The organism is Actinoplanes sp. HUAS TT8, from assembly GCF_051380535.1.
Classification (GTDB): Bacteria; Actinomycetota; Actinomycetes; order Mycobacteriales; family Micromonosporaceae; genus Actinoplanes.
On record NZ_CP195646.1, the window covers coordinates 10,793,858 to 10,816,810 of the forward strand.

Consider the following 22,953-nt stretch of genomic DNA (forward strand, 5'->3'; position numbering starts at 1 on the left):
GAGTCGGTCAGAAGAGCGTGAGTCGGGAGGGTGACGGGATGCCGACGCGGTGGCCGGCCGCCCTCTTCGGCGCCTGGATCGTGGTCCTCGGCGTCGTCTACGCGCTCACTCCCGCCGTGCACGGCTGGCTGATTCTGGCCGGTGGTCTGTCCGCGGCGGTGGCCGTGCTGGTCGGCACGTACCGCAGTCAGCCCGACGACCGCCTGCCGTGGTGGCTGCTGGCCGGCGCGACCGCGCTGTCCGGGCTGGGTGCCGCGATCGCCCAGGCCCCGTCGTTCCTGACCAACTGGCTGCTGTGGCTGGAGCCGGTCGGCACCGGGCTGCTGCTGGCCTCCTATCCGCTGCTGGCGGTCGCGCTGTCCCGGTTCACCCGCCGGCGCACCGGCTCGGCCCGGGACGTGCCGGGCCTGCTCGACGCCGCGATCGTCACCTCGGGCGCGGCCCTGCTGGTGTGGACGTTCGTGGTCGGCCCGCGGATGTCCGACCTGAGTGTGGGCGGGCTGGAGCAGTTGCTGCCGGTGGCCGACCTGCTCTGTCTGGGTCTGCTGATCCGGCTGGCCGTGGTCCCGGGACGGCTCGTCGCGTCCGGGTACTGGCTGGGTGCAGGCACCGGCGCGATGCTGATCGCCGACGTCACGCGGTCCTCGGCGTACGGGCAAATGGCTCTTTATGCGACAGCGGCGATGGCGGCTCTGATCCCGTCGATGGCCGAGTTGACCCGGCAGACGTCGGCCCCGCCGTCCGAGACCAGCCGTGGACGCCTGGCCCTGCTCGCGGTCGCCGCCCTGGTGGCGCCGAGCGTGCTGATGGTCAAGCTGTTCCAGGACAGCCAGGTGGCCGGCCTGTTCCTGGTGGCCGTGCTCAGTCTGCTGATGCTCATGCTGGTGCTGGCCCGGATGTCCGGGATCATGGCCAGTCACCGCCAGGCGATGAGCCGTGAGCGCGCGCTGCGCGAGGCGTCGGCGGCGCTGGTCTCGGCGGCCGACGCCGAGGCGGTCGGGCTGGCCGTGCGCACCACGGTGGCCCAGTTGCTGCCGGGTGACGTGCCGCACGGCGTGGTCCTGGCGATCAGCATCGCCCAGGTCGAGCCGCAGTCGCCCGAGGCGGCCGCGCAGGCCGCGGTGGACCGGGCCACCGGCACCGCGGCGCGGCTGGTGCAGACCCGGGACGTGGACTGGGCGGTCGCGGTCCGGCTGACCCAGTTCGCCGAGACGCTGCGCTGTCCGATGGTGCTGCAGGACCGGCCGCACGGCGACTCGCTGGTCGGCGTGCTGCACGTGGGTGCGCCCGGCTGGGCGTTGCGGGAGTTGCGGCGCTCGGTGGAGGTGCTGGCCGGGCCGGTGGCGCTGGCCCTGGAGCGGATCGCGCTCAGCCACGAGGTGGCCCAGCGCAACAGCGAGGCGTACTTCCGGACCCTGATCCTGAACACCGCCGACGTGATCACCATCCTCGACCAGGACGACCGGATCCGGTACGCGAGCCCGTCCGCCCTCGGGGTCTTCGGCGCCGACCCGACCGGGGTGCGGTTGCCCGACGTGATGCAGCCGGCCGACCGGAATCGGCTGGTCAGCCTGCTGGCCGGGGTGCGCGGTGGCGCCGAGGACCCGGAGCAGCTGGACTTCCGGGCGCTCAACGCCCGCGGCACCGACCTGCTGCTGGAGCTGCACTGCCGGGACCTGCGGGCCGACCGCAGCGTGGCCGGGCTGGTCATCACCATGCGCGACGTCACCGAGCAGCGCAAACTCCAGGAGGAGCTGGTCCACCAGGCGTTCCACGACGCGATGACCGGACTGGCCAACCGGGTGCTGTTCCACGACCGGCTCAAGCACGCGCTGGCCCGCAGCGCCCGGGACGGTTCGGTGGTCGGGGTGCTCTTCATCGACCTGGACGACTTCAAGATCGTCAACGACACCCTCGGGCACGCGATCGGCGACCAGCTGCTGATCGAGGTGGCCAACCGGATCGCCGGTTCGCTGCGGGCCGACGACACCGCGGCCCGGCTCGGCGGTGACGAGTTCGCCGCCCTGATCGAGAACGTCAACGACCCGCTGGCCGTGGAGGAGACCGCGACCCGGATCCTGAACGCGCTGGCCTCGCCGATCGACACCGACGCCAAGCCGCTGCACGCGATGACCAGCATCGGCATCACCACCACGCTGGAGGCGACCGACGGCGACGAGTTGCTGCGCCAGGCCGACCTGGCGCTCTACGTGGCCAAGGGGGCCGGCAAGAACCAGTGGCGGCGCTACCAGCGGCACCTGCACGACGAGATGGTGGAACGCCTGGAACTGCGCTCGGCCCTCGACCACGCGGTCAACGAGGGTCACTTCCTGCTGCACTACCAGCCGATCGTCGACCTGGTGAACGGCTACCCGGTCGGCTTCGAGGCGCTGGTCCGCTGGGCCCACCCGAACCGTGGCGTGATCACTCCGGACCAGTTCATCGAGGTCGCCGAGGAGAGCGGGCTGATCGTGCCGATGGGCCGCTGGGTCCTGGAGGAGGCGCTGCGCACGGTCTCCGAGTGGCGCCGGATCCTGCCGCCGGGGCGCGCGCCCTACGTCAGCGTCAACGTGTCGGTCCGCCAGTTCCGGGAGGCCGGATTCGTCGACCAGGTGCGCAACGCGCTGCACCACACCGGCGTACCCCCGGAGTCGTTGATGTTGGAGATCACCGAGACGTTGCTGATGAAGGACGATGAGCAGCGGATCTGGGCCGACCTCGGCGTGCTGCGCGAGATGGGCATCCGGATCGCCATCGACGACTTCGGCACCGGGTACTCGTCGCTGGGCTATCTGCGCCAGCACCCGATCGACATCGTGAAGATCGACAAGACGTTCATCGACGACATGGTCGACAGCCCGCAACTGGTCGGCGGCATCGTCAGCCTGGCCCGATCACTGCAGCTGGTGGTCGTCGCCGAGGGGATCGAGGACATGGCGCACCGCGATCTGCTGATCCGGATGGGGTGCCCGCTGGGCCAGGGATTCCTGTTCTCCAGCCCGCTCGGCCCGACCGAGGTGCTCGCCTGGATGACCAGCTCCTCGGTCGCCGTCTGAAAAACCTTTCACCAGACGATTTTCCCGTACGTCGTCAGGAGGCGTCCCCGGAGCCGGGCAACCGCCCCCGCAACAGTCCACCGAAACGCCCCGGCCGGCTCGCCGCGGTGTCCGGCGGCGGCTCGTCGTCCCGTCCCGCCCGTTCGGCCAGCCCGTCCACCGCCTCGCGCAACGCCGCCACCGCGTCCCGCTCCGGCCGCCACCCGAGTTCGGTCTTGGCCCGATCGCAGGACATCAGCGGCGCCTTGAGGGCCAGTTTCACCCATCCGTGGTCCACCGGCTGCAGCCGTAGTCGCCAGCTCAGCGACGCGGCCCCGGTCAGCGCGAACCCGGGCACCGGGATCGGCACCCCGTGGAACGCCCGGGCCAGCGTCATCGGGTCGAGCACCGGCCCGGCCGCTATGTTGAACGCCCCCTGCACGTCGGCCCGCAGCGCCCGCACGTACGCCTCGGCCAGGTCGTCGGCGTGCACCGCCTGCAACCGCAGTCCGGGGGTGGCCGGCAGCACCGGGATCCACCCGTGGCGCAGCAGTCGTGCCGGCACCGGCGGCCCGATCCCCGCCCCGGCGTCCCGCTGGAAGATCAACCCCGGTCGCAGCCGCACCACCCGCAGCGTCGGATGGTCCGACTCGATCTCGTCGAGCAGCCGCTCGACCAGCACCTTGTGCCGGCTGTAGGACGACTCGGGCACGCCCGTCCGCGGCCACGTCTCCCGCACGAACGCCCATTTCGGGCCGGGCCCGTAGACCCCGACCGACGACGTGTGCACCAGGGTGGCGACCCCGGCCCGCAGCGCCGCCCGGAACACCGTACGGCTGCCCAGCACGTTCGTCCGGTACAGCCGCCGGGTGTCGTGGCTCGGCCGGATCTGCCAGGCCAGGTTCACCACCGCGTCGGTGCCGTCGAAGACCTGGGTGAGGTGATCGAGCGCGTCGTCCCGCCCGATGTCGACCGAGTGCCACTCCATGTCGGCGTACGGCCCGCTGTCCGACGGGGTCCGCCGGGCGATCCCGATGACCTCGACGTCCGGCTCCGTACGGAGGCGGCGCAGCAGCGCGGTGCCGGCGTTGCCGGTCGCGCCCACGATGACGACACGCATGCCGGAAGGCGTACCCGCCCGGGCGCGATCGAATCAGATTCCGGCCGCTATTCGGCCCGTTCCCGGTTTCCGGCGACGGCTCACCGGCCCCTGGGATTCGGCCCGGCCGGCGGCTCGGGTTTCGGCGCGGAGCGGTGCTCGACGGCCCCTCGGGCCCGGCGTTTTCGTTCTCGGCCCGCGCGGTTTCCGCACTTCCGCGCGCCGGTTTCCGGCCCTCTACGCGCCGGTTTCCGGCCGTCCACGTGCTGGTTTTTGCCCTTCCCGGCGCCGTTTCGGCCCGATGGGAACGCACAGTTTCCGAGCGGCCGGTCCGCCGCCGGAACGTTGGGTCGACTCGGTACCGGCCCGGCGTCACCGTTTTCCCGGACGTCCGGCGTCGCTTTCCCGCACGGTTCGTTCGGCTTTCCGGTACGGTCTTCGCCCGCCCGCCGGCGATTCGACCGGCAAGCCGCCCGAGGTTCACAGCTCGCGCTCAGATACCGCGAGGATCGGCCGGTCATTCCGCACCCGCCGCCGAATTGGCCCCGGACCGGCACCGTTCTCGATCATGAACGTGGGTTGTCCGCCCGATCCGCGAAATCCGCCCGGATTGACAGCAGTCATCCCGCCCGGCGGCCCGTTCCGGCCCGCCGGTTCCGCGGACAAGCGTCGTGACCTGCGGATACATGCGAAAACGGCGCCACCGGAGGATCCGGTGACGCCGTTTACAACGGACGGTCCGACTATCGCTTGGCGTGGTACGCCTCGACGACGTTGCTCGGGATCCGGCCACGCTCGGAAACGGGGTACCCGTTCTTGTTGGCCCACTCGCGAATGGCCTGATTCTGGTCGCGGCTGGACCGGCTGGTGGCGGCCGGCGCGGCCCGCCGGGCAACCGCCGGAGTGACGCCGGAACGCCCGAGCCGGGTGGCTGCGGAGAGGAACGGTTCCAGAGCCTTGCGCAGCTTGCCGGCGTTCTTCTCGGACAGATCGATCGTGTAGTTCACGCCGTCGAGTCCGAATTCGACGGTGCGGTCGGCCTCCCCGCCGTCGAGGTCGTCGGTCAGAAGGGTAATTATCTGCTTGGCCATGTTGTGTTCGCTCCTACAGCGATGTCATTCGGGTGACGGCTGTACGCGAGCGATGGGGGTGCCGCGATTAGTCGTCGTCGCATTCATTGTGTCGCGCACATGGTAGCTATTGCAAATTGCGTCTCTTGGCATGTCGCAATTCCTCTGCGCATCCACCCGGCAGCGGAGGGTGGTCGACGCTGGTCGGAAACGTGTCCCGCAGACTCTTTTCGAACTCGTGAATGTACGGTAACGTCGCAGCTGGGAGCGCTCCCAGCAGCTCGGACCGGCCTCCCCCTCGCCACCAGGCGTCTCATTCCCGAGCCGCCCCGTCGCCGATTCTCCGACGCCGGGGCGGTTCGTCCAACCCGGCCGCGCGAGATCCCCGGCCGGCGCTGAGTGCTGCCTCAGAGCGGCCGGGGCAACCCTGAGAACCAGCCCGACGGTCCCGGCCGGCGCTGAGTGCCGCCTTGCCGCCGCCGGGACGACCCTGAGGACCAGCCGGAGAGCGGCGCCGCCGGCTGTCACCTGTTCGGGGCCCACGACCGCGTTCGGTGTGGACAGGGTGCCGATCCGGCCGCCGTCGTCTCGGGAAGCGTCAGGCCCCGGATCCTCCGGCAGGTGAACGCAGCGCCGCCGGTGCGTGCGCCGGGACCGCCGGTGACTCCGGCGCCACCGCCGCCACCCGCCGATACTCGGCCCCCAGGGCCGGCCGCCCGTCGGCCGCACCCTTGTTGGGCCAGAACGACATGGCCCGCTCGGCCATCGCCGTGATCGTCAGTGAGGGGTTGACCCCCAGGTTGGCCGGCACCGCCGACCCGTCGACCACGTGCAGCCCGGGGTGACCGAAGACCCGGTGATAAGGGTCCACCACCCCGGACTCGGCGGTCGCCCCGATGGTCGCCCCGCCGAGGATGTGCGCGGTCATCGGGATGTTGAAGATGTCACCGACCGTGCCTCCGGGGAACCCGTCGATGCGGTCGGCGATCCGCCGTACGGCTTCGTGGCCGACCGGGATCCAGGTCGGGTTCGGGTCGCCGTGCCCGGGGTTCGTGGTCAGGCGGCCGCGCCTGGTCCGCCGTACCGTCAAGGAATTGTCCAAAGTCTGCATGACCAGCGCGATGATCGTGCGCTCGCTCCACCGCCGCACCGAGAGCGAGTAGGCCAGCACCATCGGATGCCGCACGCAGTTGAGCAGGAAGCGCAGGGGCCGGGGCAGTCGCCCGCCGCCGTCGACCAGCAGCGTCGAGAGCAGGCCCATCGCGTTGCTGCCGGGCCCGTATCGGACCGGCTCGATGTGGGTGGTCGGGTCCGGGTGGAACGACGAGGTGATCGCCACCCCGCGGCTGAACGGCTGGGCCGGCACCTTCTTGGTCTCCGCGCCGAGCAGCGCTTCGGAGTTGGTCCTGGTCAGCGAGCCGATCCGGGGCGAGATCCGGGGCAGGACGCCGGTGTCGCGCATGGCGTGCAGCAGCCGCTGGGTGCCGAGCGCGCCGGCCGAGAGGATCACCTGCCGGGCCGTGAACGTGCCGTTGCGCGTCTGGACCCGCCAGCCGTCACCGTCCGGCCGGATCGCCGTGACCTCGGTGTCCGGGTGCACCGTGGCACCCCTGCGTTCGGCCAGGTAGAGGTAGTTCACGTCGAGCCGGTTCTTGGCGCCGACCTTGCACCCGATCATGCAGTTCCCGCATTCGACGCAGCCCGTGCGGTCCGGCCCGGCGCCGCCGAAATAGGGATCGGGAACGGTCTTGCCGGGCTCTCCGAAAAAGACCCCCACGGGGGTACGGCGGAACGTGTGCCCCACCCCCATGTCATCCGCGACCTGCTTGATCACCACGTCGGACGGTGTCATGGTCGGCTGCTCGGTCACGCCGAGCATCCGGGACGCCTGGTCGTAGTGCGGCGCCAGCTCGTCGGCCCAGTCGGTGATCCCGGCCCAGTGCGGGTCCTGGAAGAACGGCGCCGGCGGCTGGTAGAGCGTGTTGGCGTAGACCAGCGAACCGCCGCCGACCCCGGCCGCGGACAGCACCATGATGTCCTTGAGCAGGGTGATCCGCTGGATGCCGCGCATGCCGAGCTTCGGCGCCCAGAGGAAGTTCTTCAGGTCCCATGACGTCTTCGGCAGCGTCTCCGGGGTGAAGCGGCGACCGGCTTCGAGCACGCCGACCCGGTAGCCCTTTTCGGTCAGGCGCAGTGCGCTGACGCTGCCGCCGAAGCCGCTGCCCACGATCACGATGTCGTAATCCGTCATCGCTTCACCTAAGCATTACTCGCCAGTAACGTCCAGGGGCGAAATCAGCGCCGGTAGATCGTCATGGAATATCCGACTTGATCGATCTCGGTGCTTGTCGAGAGCAATGCCCGCAGACGTACGGTCGCGAGCGCCACCCGCGAGTCGGAGACGACCAGGATGCCGTGGACCTGCTCCGGCGCGACCGTGTACGGATCGCTCGACCGGATGCCGTAGTAGGCCGGCACCCCGCTGCCCTTGTAGATCAGCCACACCTTCTCGCCCGGATAGTCGGTCTTCAGCTTCTGGCTGAGCCGGGCCAGGTCCTGCCCCCAGTCCACGTTCGAGTCGTGCAGGTTGAGGTGCGTCCTCGCGGTCCCGCCGAACGCCTCGTTCGAGTAGGGCAGGTAGTACGGGAACGTCCGCAGCGAACTCACCGCCACGAACAGGACCAGCAGCGCGGTCGTGACCTGCACCCAGCGGACCCGGATCAGCGTGACCGTGCCGGCCGCCACGGCCAGGAACATCGGCAGGAAGATCGCGTACCGGGTGCCGTAGTCCCGGGAACCGGTCATCGCGATCACCAGCAGCACGACCGAGACCGGCAGCAGGTAGAGCGCGGCCGCCCGCAGCCGCGGGATGAAGATCATGGTGAGCCCGCCGACGGCCCACAGCACCAGCATCCCCAGCGGTGTCTTGATCAGCAGGGCGGCGGGCAGGTAGAACCAGAGATTTCCCTTGTACGCGTGCCCGAACAGGAACCCGTTGTAGGTCTTCAGTTCCAGCTTGAACTGCATGAGGATGCCGTCCCGGTAGGCCTGCGGGAACGGCAGCCAGTCGACGGCCAGCCCCTTCAGCCCGCCCGGGTGCGGCAGGTTCGCCGGCGGTGTCCACCGCAGATGCGGGTCCACCGCCAGGTAGACCACCCACACCACGGCCACCGCGATCAGCCCGGTCCCCACCGCCGCCCCGGCACTGGCCAGAAGCCGCCCCCGAAGCCCCGGCCCGGACCGCGGCTCGTCCGCCACCGCCACCCCGGCGGGCTCGTCCGTACCCGCGGCGTCAGCGGGCGGGGCAGAAACCTCGGCCTCGGCCGGGCGGGCCCGTTGCGCCTGCCACATGGACCAGGCCGCCAGAAGAACCAGCAACGGTACGGCCGGAAGCGCGCTCGCCCGGGTGGCCAGCGCCGCCCCGAGCGCGAGCCCGGCCAACGGCAGATACCGATACGGCCGTTTCCGCCCCCGCCAGGCCAGCCAGAACGCGGTGAGCAGCATCCCGGCGGCCGGAACGTCGAGCGTGGCCAGGGACCCGTGCGCGATCACGTCCGGCGAGAACGCGTACAGCGCCAGCGCGACCAGCCCGCCCGCCGGCCCGGCCACGTCCCGCGCGAACGCGAGCACGACCAGCCCGAACAGCAACGTCAGCAGGATCATCGGCAGCCGGGCGGCCATCAGCAGCCGGAACGGGTTGTTCCCGCTCTCGTAGAGCAGCGTGCGCCCCAGCGCGGTCTGGCTGCCCGGATACGCCGGATCCAGCTCGTGCGCGCCCCCGAACGCCAGCCCGGCCGCCATGATCAGCTTGCCCAGCGGCGGATGCTCCGGGTTGTACCGCAGGCTGTGCTGCTGCGTGTACACCTCGGCGGTGGCCAGGTAGACCGGCTCGTCGATGGTCGGCGTCTGCTGCATCGCCGTGGTCACCATCGCGAACGCCATCTGCCCGAGAATCGCGACGACGGCGAGCAGATACAACAGGCGTCGTCTCGGCATCGGGCAAAGATAGCCGGAAAGATCAGCCGGTGTACTCGCCCGCAGGAGTGGCGGCCGGGTCGGCGTGCTTCTCCAGCTCGGCCGCCCGCAGCTCGACCCGCCGGATCTTCCCGGAGATCGTCTTGGGCAGGTCGGCGAACTCCAGCCGGCGAATCCGCGCGTACGGCGGCATGTGCTCCCGCGCATGCTCGAAGATCGCCGCCGCGGTCTTCTCGTCGGCCGCCCACCCCTGCGCGAGCAGCACGTACGCCTTGGGCACGGCCAGCCGCACCGGGTCGGGCGACGGCACGACGGCGGCCTCCACCACGGCCTCGTGCTCGATCAGCACGCTCTCCAGCTCGAACGGCGAGATCCGGTAGTCGGAGGCCTTGAAGACGTCGTCGGTCCGCCCCACGTACGTGATGTAGCCGTCCTGATCCCGCGAGGCCACGTCCCCGGTGTGGTAGAACCCGTCGACCATCCGCTCGGCGGTCAGCTCCGGATCGCCGTGGTAGCCGACCATCAGCCCGACCGGCCGTGGCTCCATGGCCACGCAGATCTCGCCCTCCTCGGCCGGCAGCCCGGTGATCGGGTCGAGCAGCGCGATCGTGAACCCGGGCACGGGCCGGCCCATCGACCCGGACTTGACCGGCTGCCCCGGCGAGTTGGCGATCTGCACGGACGTCTCGGTCTGCCCGAACCCGTCCCGGATGGTGACCCCCCACCTGGCCGCGACCTGCTCGATCACCTCGGGGTTGAGCGGCTCCCCGGCGCCGACGGCGACCCGGGGCGGTGTCTTGAGCTCGGTCAGGTCGGCCTGGATGAGCATCCGCCAGACCGTCGGCGGCGCGCAGAAGCTGGTCACCCCGCAGCGCTGCATCTCGCCCATCAGCCGCCCGGCGTCGAACCGGGTGTAGTTGTAGATGAACACGCAGGCCTCGGCGTTCCACGGCGCGAAGACGTTGCTCCAGGCGTGCTTGGCCCAGCCCGGGGACGAGATGTTCAGGTGCACGTCGCCCGGCTGCAGACCGATCCAGTACATCGTCGAGAGGTGGCCCACCGGATACGACACGTGGGTGTGCTCGACCAGTTTGGGTTGCGCGGTCGTGCCCGAGGTGAAGTAGAGCAGCAGCGTCTCGTCGGCCCGGGTGACGCCGTCCGGCGTGAACTGGGCGCTCGCCCCGTACGCCGAGCGGAAGTCCTGCCAGCCCTCGGCGGAACCCACCGCGATCCGGGTGACCGCGGGATCGACCTGCTCGAACTTGGCCGCGGCGGACCCCATCGCGATCACGTGCCGGGCGCCGCCGCGGGCCACCCGGGCCGCCGCGTCGGCCGGGCCGAGCAGCGGGGTGGCCGGGATCAGCACGGCGCCCAGCTTGATCCCGGCGAGCACGGTCTCCCAGAGCTCGACCTGGTTGCCGAGCATGACCACGATCCGGTCGCCGCGCCGCACGCCCTGCTCACGCAGCCAGTTGGCCACCCGGTTGGAGCGCTCGGACATCTCGGCGAACGAGAGGCGCTGCTCGGAGCCGTCCTCCTCGACGATCCAGAGCGCGGGCCGGTCGTTGCCCGCGGCGATCACGTCGAACCAGTCGAGTGCCCAGTTGAATTCCTCCAACTCGGGCCAGGCGAAATTCTCGTACGCGAAGGTGTAGTCCTCGCGGTGAGCGAGCAGGAAGTCCCGCGCCTGCCGAAAGCTGTCAGCCATGTGTCCCCTCCTAGCGGCCCCGTCAGTCTGCTCCCCACGACTGAGCCCCGCCACCAGGTAGGCCATAACCCCGGCCCGGGGTTGTCCCCGGGGTCAGACCCCGCTGGAGACGAGCCGCTCCCGGGCCGCCGCGAGCCGAGCCGGATGTTCCCGGGCCGCCTGATAGAGCCGGATGATCACGATCAACTCGAAGAGCAGCAGGGCCGCCCCCGCGACGATCGTCACCGGGAAGATCAGGCCGGTCAGCGGGCCGATGATGTAGACGAACATCTCGAACTCGATCCCGCTGAACAGATGCGTCCGGATCCGGCGGCGCCCCAGCCAGGCCGCGGTGCGCCCGGCTCCGCCGGCATCGTCCTCGGCCGGCCCGAGCTCGTCGGTCATCACCTGGCGGACCTTGGCGACCTGGCTGCCGTTGAGGTAACGGATCAGGTCCAGGAAGATCGCCACGGCCATCAGCCACAGGTAGGCCACGTCCTGGTGCCGCAGGTACTGCCCGCCGAAGAGGGTGAGCGCGCAGAAGAAGACCCGCACCCGGTCGAGCACGAAGTCCAGCCACTGGCCGAAGACCGTGCCGGTCCCGTTCAGCCGGGCGATCTTGCCGTCCATGCAGTCGACCACGAAGCTCAGGTGGAACAGGACCGCGCCGAGGACCAGCGACCGCGGGTCACCCTGGGCGAACGCGGCCATCGCGCCGACGCCGATCACGGTGGCGACCAGGGTCAGCCCGTTCGGGGTGATCCACCGGCAGGGCGCGACCAGGCGCACCAGCCGGGACGCCAGCGGATCGACCAGGAGCACCGTCCACCAGGCGTCGACCGGCTTGTACGTACGTTCGCGGATCTCGGCCAGGGAAACCCTCACGCGCTCTCCTTGAGGCCGAGCCGCGCGTGCAACGCCCGCAGCGGTCGCGGCGCCCACCAGTTCCACCGCCCGGCCGCCCGCATGAACGCCGGCACCAGGATCGGCCGCACCAGCAGCGCGTCCAGGATGATGGCCAGGCTGGCGCAGAGCCCGAAGAACTGGATCAGGGACACGCCGGACGAGAGCATGGCCAGGAACGACACCGACAGGATGCCGGCCGCCGCGCTGATCACCCGGACGCTCTTGGACATCCCCTCGACCACCGCGGTGTGCAGGTCGGCGCCGTGCTCGCGGCGTTCGATGATCCGGGACAGAACGAACACTTCGTAGTCCATCGACAGGCCGAAGGCCACGCAGAACAGCAGCACCGGGATGGCCACCGCGAGCGGCGCCCCGGTCTGCCCGAGCACCGACGAGAGGTGGCCGTCCTGGAAGACCCAGACCGCCACGCCGAAGACCGCGCTCATCGTCAGCGTGTTCAGCAGCAGCGCCTTGATCGGCAGCAGCACGCTGCCGGTCAGCAGGAAGAGCAGGATGAACGTGGTGACCGCGATCAGGATCGCGGCGATCGGCAGCCGCCCGCCGATCGAGCCGGTGATGTCCACCAGCTGCGCGCCCGGGCCGGTGACCAGCACCGGAACCTCGGCCGGGACCGGCACCGAACGCACCGCGCGGGCCAGGTCGGCGCCCGCGTCGGAGTACGGCTCCACCTCGCTGACCACCGAGAACCAGGTCGCGTCACCCTCGGTGAAGCGCGGGTCGGCGTGGCCCGGGGCGATCACGATCACGCCGTGCTGGTACGTGCCGACCATGCTGTCCACCCGGGTCACACCGGGCACCTCGGAGAGTCGCGCGGCGTAGTCGGCCGACCGGATCCGCGCGTCGGTCCCGCCGCCCCAATGCTCGGCCACCACCACCGTCGCCCCGCTGCCGGTGTCGGCGAACTCGTTGCGCAGCGTGTCGGCGACGACCCGGCTCTCGGCCTCGTGCGGCAGCACGCGATCGTCGGCCACGCCGAAACGCACATGGGTGAAGGGAAGAGCGAGAAAAACCAAGATCAAGATCACCGGCGCGGCCGTACGGACGGGCCGGCGCAACACGAAGGCGGCCAGTCGCGCCCAGAACGTCGACTCGGCCCGCACCTTCCACACCGACCACTTGTCGATCCGGGCCCCGAGCAGCGCCAGCAGCGCCGGGAGCACCAGCATGGCGGCGCCGACGGTGGTCACCACGACGGCGATGCCGGCGAACGCGAACGAGCGCAGGAAGTACTGCGGGAACACCATCAGGCTGCACAGCGCCACGGCCACGGTCGCGGCGCTGAACAGGATGGTCCGCCCGGCCGTCCGCATCGTGTTCCCGAGCGCCACGGCCAGGTCGGCCTCCCGGACCCGCTCCTCGCGGTACCGGGAGACGAACAGCAGGCTGTAGTCGACGGCCAGACCCAGCCCCAGCGCCGTCGCCATGTTGACCGAGAAGACCGACACGTCGGTGATCGCCGCCAGCAGCCGCAGCGTGCCCAGCGTGGAGACGATCGAGAAGATGCCGATCAGCAGCGGCGCCCCGGCCGCCCCGACCGTCCCGAAGACCAGCAGCAACAGCACCAGGGTGATCGGGATGGCGATCGACTCGGCGGTGGCCAGGTCCTTGGTGACCTGGTCGTTGATGTCGTTGTTGATCTGGGTGAACCCGCCGAACCGGACCTGGATCGGCCCCTGGTCGACGGCGAGCTGGTCGTGCAGGACGGCGGCCCGGTCGGCGCTGGTGTCGTCGTCGCCGTCTACGTGGACCAGGATCATGCCCTTGTCGTGGGCCCGGCCGGCCAGCTGCGGCGGCCCGCCGGCCCAGTAGGAGCCGGCCACGGTCACCCCGGGGTCGGCCGCCAGGTGCTGGGTGACCCGCTTGGCCGCCGCCCGGACGTCCGGGTCGTCGACGCTGCCGCCCGGCTTCGAGATCAGCACCACCAGGTTCGGGTCGGCGGTACGGAAGTGCTCGGCGAGCACCTGCCGTCCGCGTACCGAATCGGAGTCCGGATCGTCGAAACCGCCGGTCTTCAGAGCGGTCACCACGTCGCCGCTGAACGCCACGGCCAGCCCGGCCAGCAGCAGCGCGACGAGCAGGACGAGCTTGGGGCGGCGGGCGGTGAACCGGACGACGGGCCCCGGCCCGGGGACGACCGGCTGGTCGTCCCCGGCCACGGGCGGCGTGCGTGTCAGAGAGGTCATGATCTGCTTTCAGGCTGGTCAGGCCGGTTGTGGCACCCGAGCCGGGTCGAGGAACCGGGCGCACAGGTCCACGGTCGTCTCGATGTCCTCGTTGCTGTGCTCGGCGGTGATGAAGAACCGGAGGCGGGCCAGTTGCTCCTTGACGGCCGGGTACATGATCGGGTTCGCGCTGACCCCGTTCTTGAGCAGCGCGTCCGCCAGCTTCAACGCCTTGACCGAGTCGCCGGTGATGCACGGGACGACCGGGGTTCCGAGGCTCGGCCCGGTGTCCAGACCGGCCTGCTTGGACAACCGCAGGAACGTCGCGGCCCGGTCGTGCAGCACCTTCAGCCGCTGCGGCTCCTCCCGCAGGATGTGCAGCGCGGCCAGCGCGGCGGCGGCGTTGGCCGGGCTCATGCCGGCGCTGAAGATGAAACCGGGCAGCGTGTAGCGCAGGTACTCGATCAGCTCGTGCCGGCCGGCGATGTAGCCGCCGCAGCTGGCCAGCGACTTCGACAGGGTGCCCATCCAGATGTCGACGTCCCGGCGGTCCACCCCGAAGTGCTCGCCGACCCCGCCGCCGCGGGCGCCGAGCACGCCGATGCTGTGCGCCTCGTCGACCATCAGCAGCGCGCCGTGCTTCTTCTTGAGCGCGATCAGGGCCGGCAGGTCACAAATGTCGCCGTCCATGCTGTAGACGCCCTCGACGATGATCAGCACCCGGCGGTACCGGTCGCGGATCCGGGTCAGCAGCGCGTCCAGGGCGGCCAGGTCCTGGTGCGGGAACGGCTGGCGGTTGGCCCCGGAGAGCCGGCAGCCCTGCAGGATGCTGTCGTGCGCGAGCGCGTCGTGCACGATCAGGTCCTCCGGGCCGACCATGTGCCCGATGATCCCGACGTTGGTCGAGTGCCCGCCGAGCAGCGAGATCGCGTCCTCGGCGCCGACCAGCGCGGCCAGCCCGCGGTCGAGCTCGTCGTGCAGGGCCCGGTTGCCGGAGAGGATGCGGGCGGCCGAGACCGAGGAGCCGTAGCGCTCGACCGCTTCCTTCACCGCGTAGTTGACCATCGGGTGCCCGGACAGGCCCAGGTAGTTGTAGCTGGAGAAGGAGATCAGCTGGCGGCCGTGCACCGAGGTCCGGGCGTTGATCACGCTGTCGTGCACGATGTAGTACGGGTTGGCCACCCCGACCCGCTCCAGGATGTTGCCGCGGGACTCGAACTGCACGACCTCGGGCAGCTTGGTGATGTCGGCGACCTCGGGCCGGCGGGTGTCGGACCGCGGGACGAGCGACTGCTGCGGCTCGGGTTCGGGCGTGGGTGCCGGGGCCACGACCGGCGCCGGAGCGACCGCACCGCCGCCCAGGGCCCGGGCCAGCAGCTGGGTCAGCTCGCCGACCGTGGCGATGCCGAACACCTGCTCGGGCGCGATGTCGAGGTCGGTCCAGCGGCGCTTGGCCGCGGCGATCAGCTCGGCCGTCATGATCGAGTCGAAGCCCAGGTCGGTCGCGAACGACTGCTCGGGCCGGACCATGTCGGCCGGGTACGCGCTGATCTTGCCGACCATGGCCGCGAGCTCGGCGAAGATCTGCCGGTCGTCGACCTTCGAGGGCGCCGGCTTCTGGGCCGGGACGGCGACGCGGGCCGCGGGCGGCGGGGCGATCTCCGGCTGGGCCTTGGCCGGGGCCTCGGCGGCGGCCACGGCCGGGAGGGCCGGGACGGCGGGGACGGCCGGGCTGACCGGGGCGTCCGGAAGGGCGCCCGGCTCGGCACCGATGCCGCGAAGGACCGCAAGCTGCTCGCGCATCAGGGAGATGACGTCGTTCACCGGGATCTGCTCTCCGTTCCTGTTTGCGGCGGCCGGCTGCGCCTCGCGCGCCGGGGTTACGGGGGTACGGGTGTGACGATCTTCACTTGTCCGGACAAATCGGGCCGGGGCTGCGCCCGGTTGAGTGCGCCGGATCGAGTAGTGCTGCTCGGCCAGCGGTGACGGCGGCAGCGTGACCAGCGGAATGCCCAGCCCCTCGAAGAGCGGCGTGAGATCCACCGGAGCACCGGCGACGGCGATCCGCCCCAGGCCCTCCAGCAGCGCGTAGCCCTCGTCCGGTTCGGACGGCATCAGCGCGATCGAGTCCAGCCCGCGGGCCGCCGGCGTCTGCGCCGCCATCCCGAGCAGCGCGTCCCCAGCCGAGACCTGGACCAGGATCTTCGCGCCCCCGGCGATCGCCTTGTCGATCGCGTCGCGGAACAGCACCGGCGCCGAACCCTGCCGGGCCCAGAGCGCACGCAGCGTCTCCGGATCGGCCGCGGCCGACGGGTCCACGCTGGAGACGAACGTCCGGATCGGCTTGCGCACCGGCAGCCGCTCCAGGTGCTCGGCGACCCGGGTGTCGACCTCGGACATCAGCGGCGAGTGGAACGCGTGCGACACCCGCAGCGGCACCACCGGGACGTCGCGCTCCCGGCACCGCTCGACCAGCCGGTCGACCGCGTCCCGGTGCCCGCTGGCGACGATCTGGGTCGGGTGGTTGTAGCAGCCCGCCCAGACCCCCTCGATGCCGGCGCGCAGCTGCTCGAAGCCGGCCGCGTCGATCCGGACCGCGGCCATCGTGCCGGGCTCCGGCTCCGGGCCGGCGGTGACCGCGGCGCCGCGCTCGATCAGGAATTCCAGCCCGTCGTCCGGGGTCAGCGACCCGGCCGCGACCGCCGCGGCCAGCTCGCCGACGCTGTGCCCGAGCGTGACCTGCGGGGTCACGCCCAGGTCGGCGAGCAGCTGGGTCATCCCGATCCCGGTCACGCCGAGGCCGGGCTGACAGATCCGGGTGGCGCTGACCAGGTCCTCGTCGCCCGGTCCGGGCGTGTCGCAGAGCAGGTCGGTGACCGGGGTCTTGGTGCGCTCGTCGACCCGGTCGGCCAGCGGGCGGACGTGCTCGGCCAGCGCCGGGAACCGCGCGACCAGGTCCCGCAGCACGCCGGGCCGCAGCGAGCCCTGACCCGGATAGAGGAAGGCCAGCGAGCGCTGCTCCGGCGCGAGCGGGGCGAGGCTCGCGTACAGCCCGGCGGCCAGCCGTCCGGTGGCCCCCGCGGCCAGCTCCCGGGCGGCCACGGCGAGACGTTCGGCCAGCTCGGCGCGGGTCCGGCACATCACCGCGAGCCGCGCGGTGAGCAGGGTCCGGCTGGCCATCGTCCGGGCCACCGCGGCCGGCGTCAGCGCCGCGTTCGCGGCGATCAGACCCGACAACCTTTGCGCGTACGAGGTGAGCAGCTCCCCGTTGTCGGCGGAGAGGAGCACCACCCACGGACGGTCGGCGTCGTCGCCGTCCTCCTCGGGCTCCGGCGCCTCGCTGAGCACCGCGTGCACGTTCGTGCCGCCGAACCCGAACGAGCTGACCCCGGCCCGCCGCCGGTCGTCGGCCGGTTGCTCCCACGGCCGCGGTTCGGTGGCGATGGTCAGGCCCGACTCGGCCAGCGGCAGCTCGGCGTGCGGGTCGATGCTCGCCGGCTGCGGCGGGACGGTCCGATGGTGCAGGGCGAGCGCGGTCCGCAGGACACCGGCGGCGCCGGCCGCGGGCAGCGTGTGCCCGATGGTCGCCTTGCCCGACGACAGGTAGCAGGCCCGGTCCGCGGACTTGGCCCGCAGCCGCCGGACCGCCTCCATCTCCACCTTGTCGCCGACGGTGGTGCCGGTGCCGTGCGCCTCCAGGAAGTCGATCGCCCCCGGCTCCACGCGGGCGTCCCGGTAGGCGGCTCGCATGGCCTGCTCCTGGCCCTCGGCGCGGGGCGTCATCGGGCCGGCACCCTTGCCGTCGTTGGCCGTGCCGATGCCGTTGATCACCGCGTAGATGCGGTCGCCGGCCTCCAGCGCGTCGTCCAGCGGGCGCAGCACCGCGAGGGAGCCGCCCTCGCCGAGCACGAAGCCGTCGGCCCGGGTGTCGAACGGCCGGCACACCCCGGCCGGCGACAGCGCGCCCACCCGGGAGAAGCCGACCAGCGCGTTCGGCGTCAGGTTGACGAACACCCCGCCGACCAGGGCCGCGCTGCACGAGCCGGCGCGCAGGTGGTTGACCGCCTCGTGCATGGCCACCAGCGCCGACGAGCAGGCCGCGTCCACCGCGAACGACGGGCCGCCCAGGTCGAGCAGTTCGCTGACGGTGGCCGGGGCCATGTTCAGCAGCGAGCCGGCCATCGAGAACGACTGCGGCGGGTCGATGGCCGCCTTGGCCGCCTCGGCGATGGCCTTCAGCAGCTCCGGGTCGTTGGCGTTGGCCGACAACGAACCGTCCGCGAGCAGGCTCGCGGTGAGCCGGGCCCCGGTCATGTCCTTGTAGTCGGCGGTGCTCAGGCCGACGAAGACACCGGTGGTCGAACGATCGAACGGACGCCGCTCCCAGCCCGCGTCCTGGACCGCCTCACGGGCCAGGTCGACGAGCAGGCGGTGCTGCGGATCCATGGCTTTGGCACGCCGCGGTGGGATGCGGTGGTGCAGGGCGGCGAACTTCTCGACCTCGTCAAGAAAGGCCACCCGGTCGGTGTACGTGGAATGGGTGTCACGAAAATTCGTCGAATAGAATGTTTCGTGATTCCAACGTGTCGACGGTACGGGCCGGAATTGATGAGCGGCGGCCAGTGAGTTCGCCCAGAACTCGACCACGTCGCGCGCCCCCGGAAAACGGCAGGATAGGCCGACGATGGCAATGTCCAATGAATGTTCCCCATGCTTGCGTGCCTGAAGGTCCGCCGTAAGGCGACCGGGGAAGCGCGGGACAAGCCGATGGATGATCGTCGGCAGATGCGCTTCGTCCGCAGAGGCTAACGCACGACGCGCGGAAAAAGGATGGAAGCTGTCTCGGCGTTTTCACGAGACACCTGTTGCGGCTTCCTCTCAAAAGTTAGAGCAACGCCGGGCCGGGCGGTGTGATCTTTTACTCCGGATCACCCCTTCGCATTACCCCCGTGTCGCGGTCGGGGCCGCTCGCGCGTTGTCCCCATGCAGGTCGGGGAGGATTTCCGTCACCCGTGAGTGTGTCGATTTGGGAAAAACGCCCGCTTCGCCTAGTTTTGTGCGCCATGAAGCAAACGACCATGCGGTGGCTCGCAGCAGCCGCGGCGCTGGCCGGCCTCGCCGCCTCCAGCCCCGCTCAGGCGGCCCCCTCGGCACCACGATTCGGTCCCGTTCGCATGAACGCGACCGCCTACTACGGGACTCTCGACGTCATCGCTCGCGAGACGCTCGGGCTCAAGGCCCACTTCACTACCTGGGACGGCCACCCGGTGGCCGGCCTGCCGATCCAGTTCACCACCACCGGTGAGCGCTTCCCGCTCTGTGAGGCGACCACCGACTTCGGCGGCTGGGCCGAGTGCAAGAACGGCCCCGTCCCGCCGCCCGTCTCCCTGGCGAACCTGCTGGTGAACGGATACGACGCGGTGTGGCTGGGCAACCGGCGCTTCGCTCCGGTCAGCGCTCACAACAACATCGGGATCGGCTGATCGCCGTACGGCGAAATTGTTTTTAGTTTTTTGATGCGGCCGTGGGGCGCGCGAACCGCGCGCCCCGGGGCGGCCTTGATCCTCAGCTCCGAAGGTCGGCGCCGACCTCGTGCAAATGGCGCAGAGCCTGCCGGTAGGAATCGAACAGACCGGTCATCTCGTAAGGAACCCCGATCTCCGCACAGTAATCCCGGACGATCGGCTGGGCCTTGCGCAGATTGGGCGTCGGCATCGCCGGGAAAAGGTGATGCTCGATCTGATAGTTCAGCCCGCCCAGCGCCGCGTCGGTGAGCAGGCCGCCGCGAACATTGCGTGACGTCAGAACCTGCTTACGGAAGAAATCCTCGGTTCCGTCCGGGTGCGGCATGCCCTTGTGATTGGGCGCGAAGGTCATTCCCAGATAAACCCCGAAAAGCGCCTGGTGTACGACCAGGAACGCCAGAGCCTGCAGCGGGCTCAGCACCAGCAGCAGCGCCGCGAGATATCCCACGAAGTGCGCGCCGAGCAGCACCCACTCCATTCCACGCCGTTTCACCGTCCCGTTCATCAGCGCGCGGACACTGTCCCGCTTCAGCGAGATCCCGAGCAGGGTGAGCAGCGGGAAGAAGAGCCAGGCCTGGTGCCTGGCCAGGAATCCGCCCTGCTCCCGGGCCTGCTCCCGCGACCAGACCAGAACACCGGGCCCGACGTCCGGATCCAGGTCGTCGTGATTCGGATTCGCGTGATGCTTGGTGTGCTTGTCCATCCAATAGCCGTAGGACATGCCGATCGCCAGGTTGCCGGCGATCAGGCCGGCCCGCGAACTCGGCCGGTTCGTGCGGAACACCTGCCGGTGCGCGAGATCGTGCGCGACCAGCGCGACCTGCGCGAACACCACGGCCAGGAAAACCGCCACCGCGAGGGTCCACCACGACGCGCCGACCAGGAAGAACGCCGTCCAGCCGCCGATCAGGGCGAGCGCCACCAGGCTCAGGCGGAGCGCGTAGTAACCCGGCCTCCGGCGGAGCAGCCCGGCCGCGTTGATCCGTCGGTTGAGCTCCGCGAAGTCACTTCCGGCGGCGCGTGGCCGCTCCGTCATGGTCGTCATGCCTCTCAGCCAACCGGTTCGGCGGCGCCGGCACAGGAGCGCAGACCCCCCGACCGGGGCCGGGAAGACCCCCGGTGCGGGGGTAGTGCTGGCACTACCGACAGGCGGGCGAAGGGTGGGCAGGATGGGGTCATGGACTCGCGTGACTGGATCCGGGGCGGGCTCCGCGCCGTCCTCGGCGGGCTGATCGCCATCCCGCTCGCGGCGCTGAACCTGCCGCTGTTCGTGCTCTCCGTGGCCACGCTCGTCCTGGGCGTGGTGCCGTTCCTCGGCATGGTGCTGTTCCCGCTGGTCACGCTCCTGGTCCGGGCGCATGCCGACCTGGCCCGGCGGCTCGCCGCGCGATCCGGCGTGCCGATCGCCCGGCCCTATCGCCCACTGCCGGAGAGCGGCCGGGTCGGCCCGTGGCGTTACTACAGGTGGATCCTCACCGACCCGGCCACCTGGCGCGACTTCGCTTGGCTGGTCCCCGGCGCCGTGATCGGCATCGCCCTCGGCGCGCTGATACTTGCCGTTCCGCTCTACGGGCTGGAGGGCGTCCTGCTCGTTCCGCTGTGGATCTGGCTCGGCACGGGGTGGTATGGCTACGGTGCCATCTGGCCGTTCGACACCGTCGGCGACGCGTTCCTGTCCCTGCCCCAGGGCGTGCTGATCCTGGCCATCGGGGTGGCCGGCGCACCCCACCTGCGCCGGTTCGACGCGCTCTTCGCCCGCCTGCTGCTCGGGCCCACCCGCAACGCCGAGCTGCGCCTGCGGGTCAGCCAGCTCACCGTCACCCGGGCCGACACGGTCGACGCGCAGGCCGCCGAGCTCCGCCGGATCGAGCGTGACCTGCACGACGGCGCCCAGGTCCGGCTCGTGTCGCTCGGCATGACGATCGGCCTGGCCGAGGAGATGGTCGAGTCCGACCCGGCCGGCGCCCGCAAACTGCTCGCCGAGGCCCGGGAGACCAGCACCGCCGCGCTGGCCGACCTGCGGCACCTGGTCCGCGGCATCCACCCACCGGTGCTGGCCGAGCGCGGGCTGGACGGCGCGGTCCGCGCGCTCGCCCTGGCCCTGCCGATCCCGATCACCGTCGAGACCGCGCTGCCCGGGCGGCTGGACACCCCGGTCGAGTCGGCCGCCTACTTCGCGGTCGCCGAGGCCCTGGCCAACACGACCCGGCACAGCTATGCGACAAGCGCCCGGGTCGACCTCCGGCACAGCGGCACGCTGCTGATCATGCAGGTCAGCGACGACGGGCTGGGCGGCGCCGACCCGGCCGGGGGCAGCGGCCTGCGAGGCATCGAACGCCGTCTTGCCGCGTTCGATGGCACGATGAGCCTGTCCAGCCCACCGGGCGGACCGACCGTCGTGACCATGGAGCTGCCTTGCGCGTCGTTCTCGCCGAAGACCACGCCCTCCTCCGGGACGGGTTGACCCGCCTGCTGACCGCGCACGGCTGCGAGGTCGTGGCCGCCGTCGACAACGGACCGGCGCTGCTCCCGGCCCTGATGGAGCATCGCCCGGACATCGCGGTCGTCGACGTACGCCTGCCGCCCACGTTCACTGACGAGGGCCTGCAAGCCTCGATCGCGGCCCGCGGCAAGATCCCCGGCATGCCGATCCTCGTGCTCAGCCAGCACGTCGAGCCGCTCTACGCCCGCGAACTGCTCTCCGACCGCACCGGCGGCGTCGGCTACCTGCTGAAGGACCGCGTCTCCCACGTCGCCCAGTTCATCGACGCCGTCCGCCGCGTCGCCACCGGCGGCACCGCCATGGACCCCGAAGTCGTCTACCAACTCCTGGCCCGCCGCCAATCCCCACTCTCCGCCCTCACCGCCCGCGAACGCGAAGTACTCGGCCTGATGGCCGAAGGCCGCTCCAACGGCGCCATCGCCACCAAACTCTTCATCGGCGAGAAAGCGGTCAGCAAACACATCAACAACATCTTCACCAAACTCGACCTCCCCCCGTCCGACGACGACAACCGTCGAGTCCTAGCCGTCCTCACCTACCTCAACCCCTGACCCACCCCTCCCTCCTTCCCGATCTCCCTGCCACCGACCACCCCACCCCTCCCGGCCTTCCTGCCCACCGACCGCCCCACACAGCGTTGCCGCCCCATCTCCCACGGCACGTTGCCGTCCACGGACCTGTTCCGTGCGGCGTTGCCGCTGGCTGGGCGTTCTCCCGCGGTGCGTTGCTGTTCACGGACCGTCCCGCGCGGCGTTGCCGCCGGCCGGGTGCTCCCGCGACGCGTTGCTGCTGGCCGACCGTTCCGCGACGTGGCGGCCCACTCCAGGTTGCCGGGGCGGGGCGCGGTTTCCAGCTGGTGCTCACGGCTGTATCGGTGCCCACGAACCAGCCCTGATCGCCAGCTGGGCTCGGTTGGCTGGTGGTGGTGGTTGTGTCAGGGCCTGCGAAGCAGCCGTGATCGCCAGCTGGG

13 protein-coding genes are annotated in these 22,953 nt (G+C 70.9%); 4 read left to right on the plus strand and 9 right to left on the minus strand.

The window, feature by feature from the left end:
• Positions 1-38 precede the first annotated feature (38 nt).
• On the plus strand, positions 39-3,056 hold the full coding sequence (locus ACSHV8_RS48305; protein WP_436527213.1) for an EAL domain-containing protein: 3,018 nt from the start codon (positions 39-41) through the stop codon (positions 3,054-3,056).
• Between the two features lie 34 nt (positions 3,057-3,090).
• Here ACSHV8_RS48305 and ACSHV8_RS48310 read toward each other — a convergent pair whose 3' ends face one another.
• The 8 genes from ACSHV8_RS48310 to ACSHV8_RS48345 form a co-directional block, all read right to left on the minus strand.
• Positions 3,091-4,155, minus strand: coding sequence for an NAD-dependent epimerase/dehydratase family protein (locus tag ACSHV8_RS48310; RefSeq protein ID WP_436527214.1), 1,065 nt, complete (start codon positions 4,153-4,155; stop codon positions 3,091-3,093).
• A 722-nt stretch (positions 4,156-4,877) separates the two neighbouring features.
• Positions 4,878-5,225, minus strand: a complete 348-nt coding sequence (locus ACSHV8_RS48315) for a histone-like nucleoid-structuring protein Lsr2 (protein ID WP_436527215.1) — start codon at positions 5,223-5,225, stop codon at positions 4,878-4,880.
• Positions 5,226-5,802: 577 nt separating this feature from the next.
• Positions 5,803-7,455: an FAD-dependent oxidoreductase gene (locus ACSHV8_RS48320; protein ID WP_436527216.1), complete on the minus strand. Its 1,653-nt coding sequence runs from the start codon at positions 7,453-7,455 to the stop codon at positions 5,803-5,805.
• A 44-nt stretch (positions 7,456-7,499) separates the two neighbouring features.
• Positions 7,500-9,200, minus strand: a complete 1,701-nt coding sequence (locus tag ACSHV8_RS48325; protein WP_436527217.1) for a phospholipid carrier-dependent glycosyltransferase — start codon at positions 9,198-9,200, stop codon at positions 7,500-7,502.
• A gap of 22 nt (positions 9,201-9,222) precedes the next feature.
• Positions 9,223-10,887, minus strand: coding sequence for an AMP-binding protein (locus ACSHV8_RS48330; protein ID WP_436527218.1), 1,665 nt, complete (start codon positions 10,885-10,887; stop codon positions 9,223-9,225).
• Between the two features lie 93 nt (positions 10,888-10,980).
• Complete coding sequence (locus ACSHV8_RS48335) at positions 10,981-11,751, minus strand: CDP-alcohol phosphatidyltransferase family protein (RefSeq protein WP_436527219.1); 771 nt, start codon at positions 11,749-11,751, stop codon at positions 10,981-10,983.
• Positions 11,748-13,976 (minus strand): MMPL family transporter, encoded by a 2,229-nt coding sequence (locus ACSHV8_RS48340; protein ID WP_436527220.1) that lies wholly within the window; start codon positions 13,974-13,976, stop codon positions 11,748-11,750. Before ACSHV8_RS48340 ends, ACSHV8_RS48335 begins: the two co-directional genes overlap by 4 nt.
• Positions 13,977-13,994: 18 nt before the next feature.
• Positions 13,995-18,653 carry a type I polyketide synthase gene (locus ACSHV8_RS48345; protein WP_436527221.1) on the minus strand — a complete coding sequence of 1,553 codons (4,659 nt, stop codon included), beginning with the start codon at positions 18,651-18,653 and terminating at the stop codon, positions 13,995-13,997.
• A 365-nt stretch (positions 18,654-19,018) separates the two neighbouring features.
• On the opposite strand from ACSHV8_RS48345, the gene ACSHV8_RS48350 reads away from it, so the two are divergent.
• Entirely contained in the window at positions 19,019-19,438 is a 420-nt protein-coding gene (locus ACSHV8_RS48350; protein WP_436527222.1) for a hypothetical protein, read from the plus strand.
• A gap of 82 nt (positions 19,439-19,520) precedes the next feature.
• On the opposite strand, the gene ACSHV8_RS48355 is transcribed toward ACSHV8_RS48350, so the two are convergent.
• Entirely contained in the window at positions 19,521-20,525 is a 1,005-nt protein-coding gene (locus ACSHV8_RS48355) for a fatty acid desaturase family protein (protein ID WP_436527223.1), read from the minus strand.
• Between the two features lie 132 nt (positions 20,526-20,657).
• On the opposite strand from ACSHV8_RS48355, the gene ACSHV8_RS48360 reads away from it, so the two are divergent.
• The gene (locus tag ACSHV8_RS48360) at positions 20,658-21,944 is read left to right on the plus strand and encodes a sensor histidine kinase (protein WP_436527224.1); all 1,287 of its coding nucleotides are present in this window, start codon (positions 20,658-20,660) and stop codon (positions 21,942-21,944) included.
• Positions 21,896-22,534, plus strand: coding sequence for a response regulator (locus ACSHV8_RS48365; protein ID WP_436527225.1), 639 nt, complete (start codon positions 21,896-21,898; stop codon positions 22,532-22,534). Before ACSHV8_RS48360 ends, ACSHV8_RS48365 begins: the two co-directional genes overlap by 49 nt.
• The last annotated feature ends 419 nt before the right edge of the window (positions 22,535-22,953 follow it).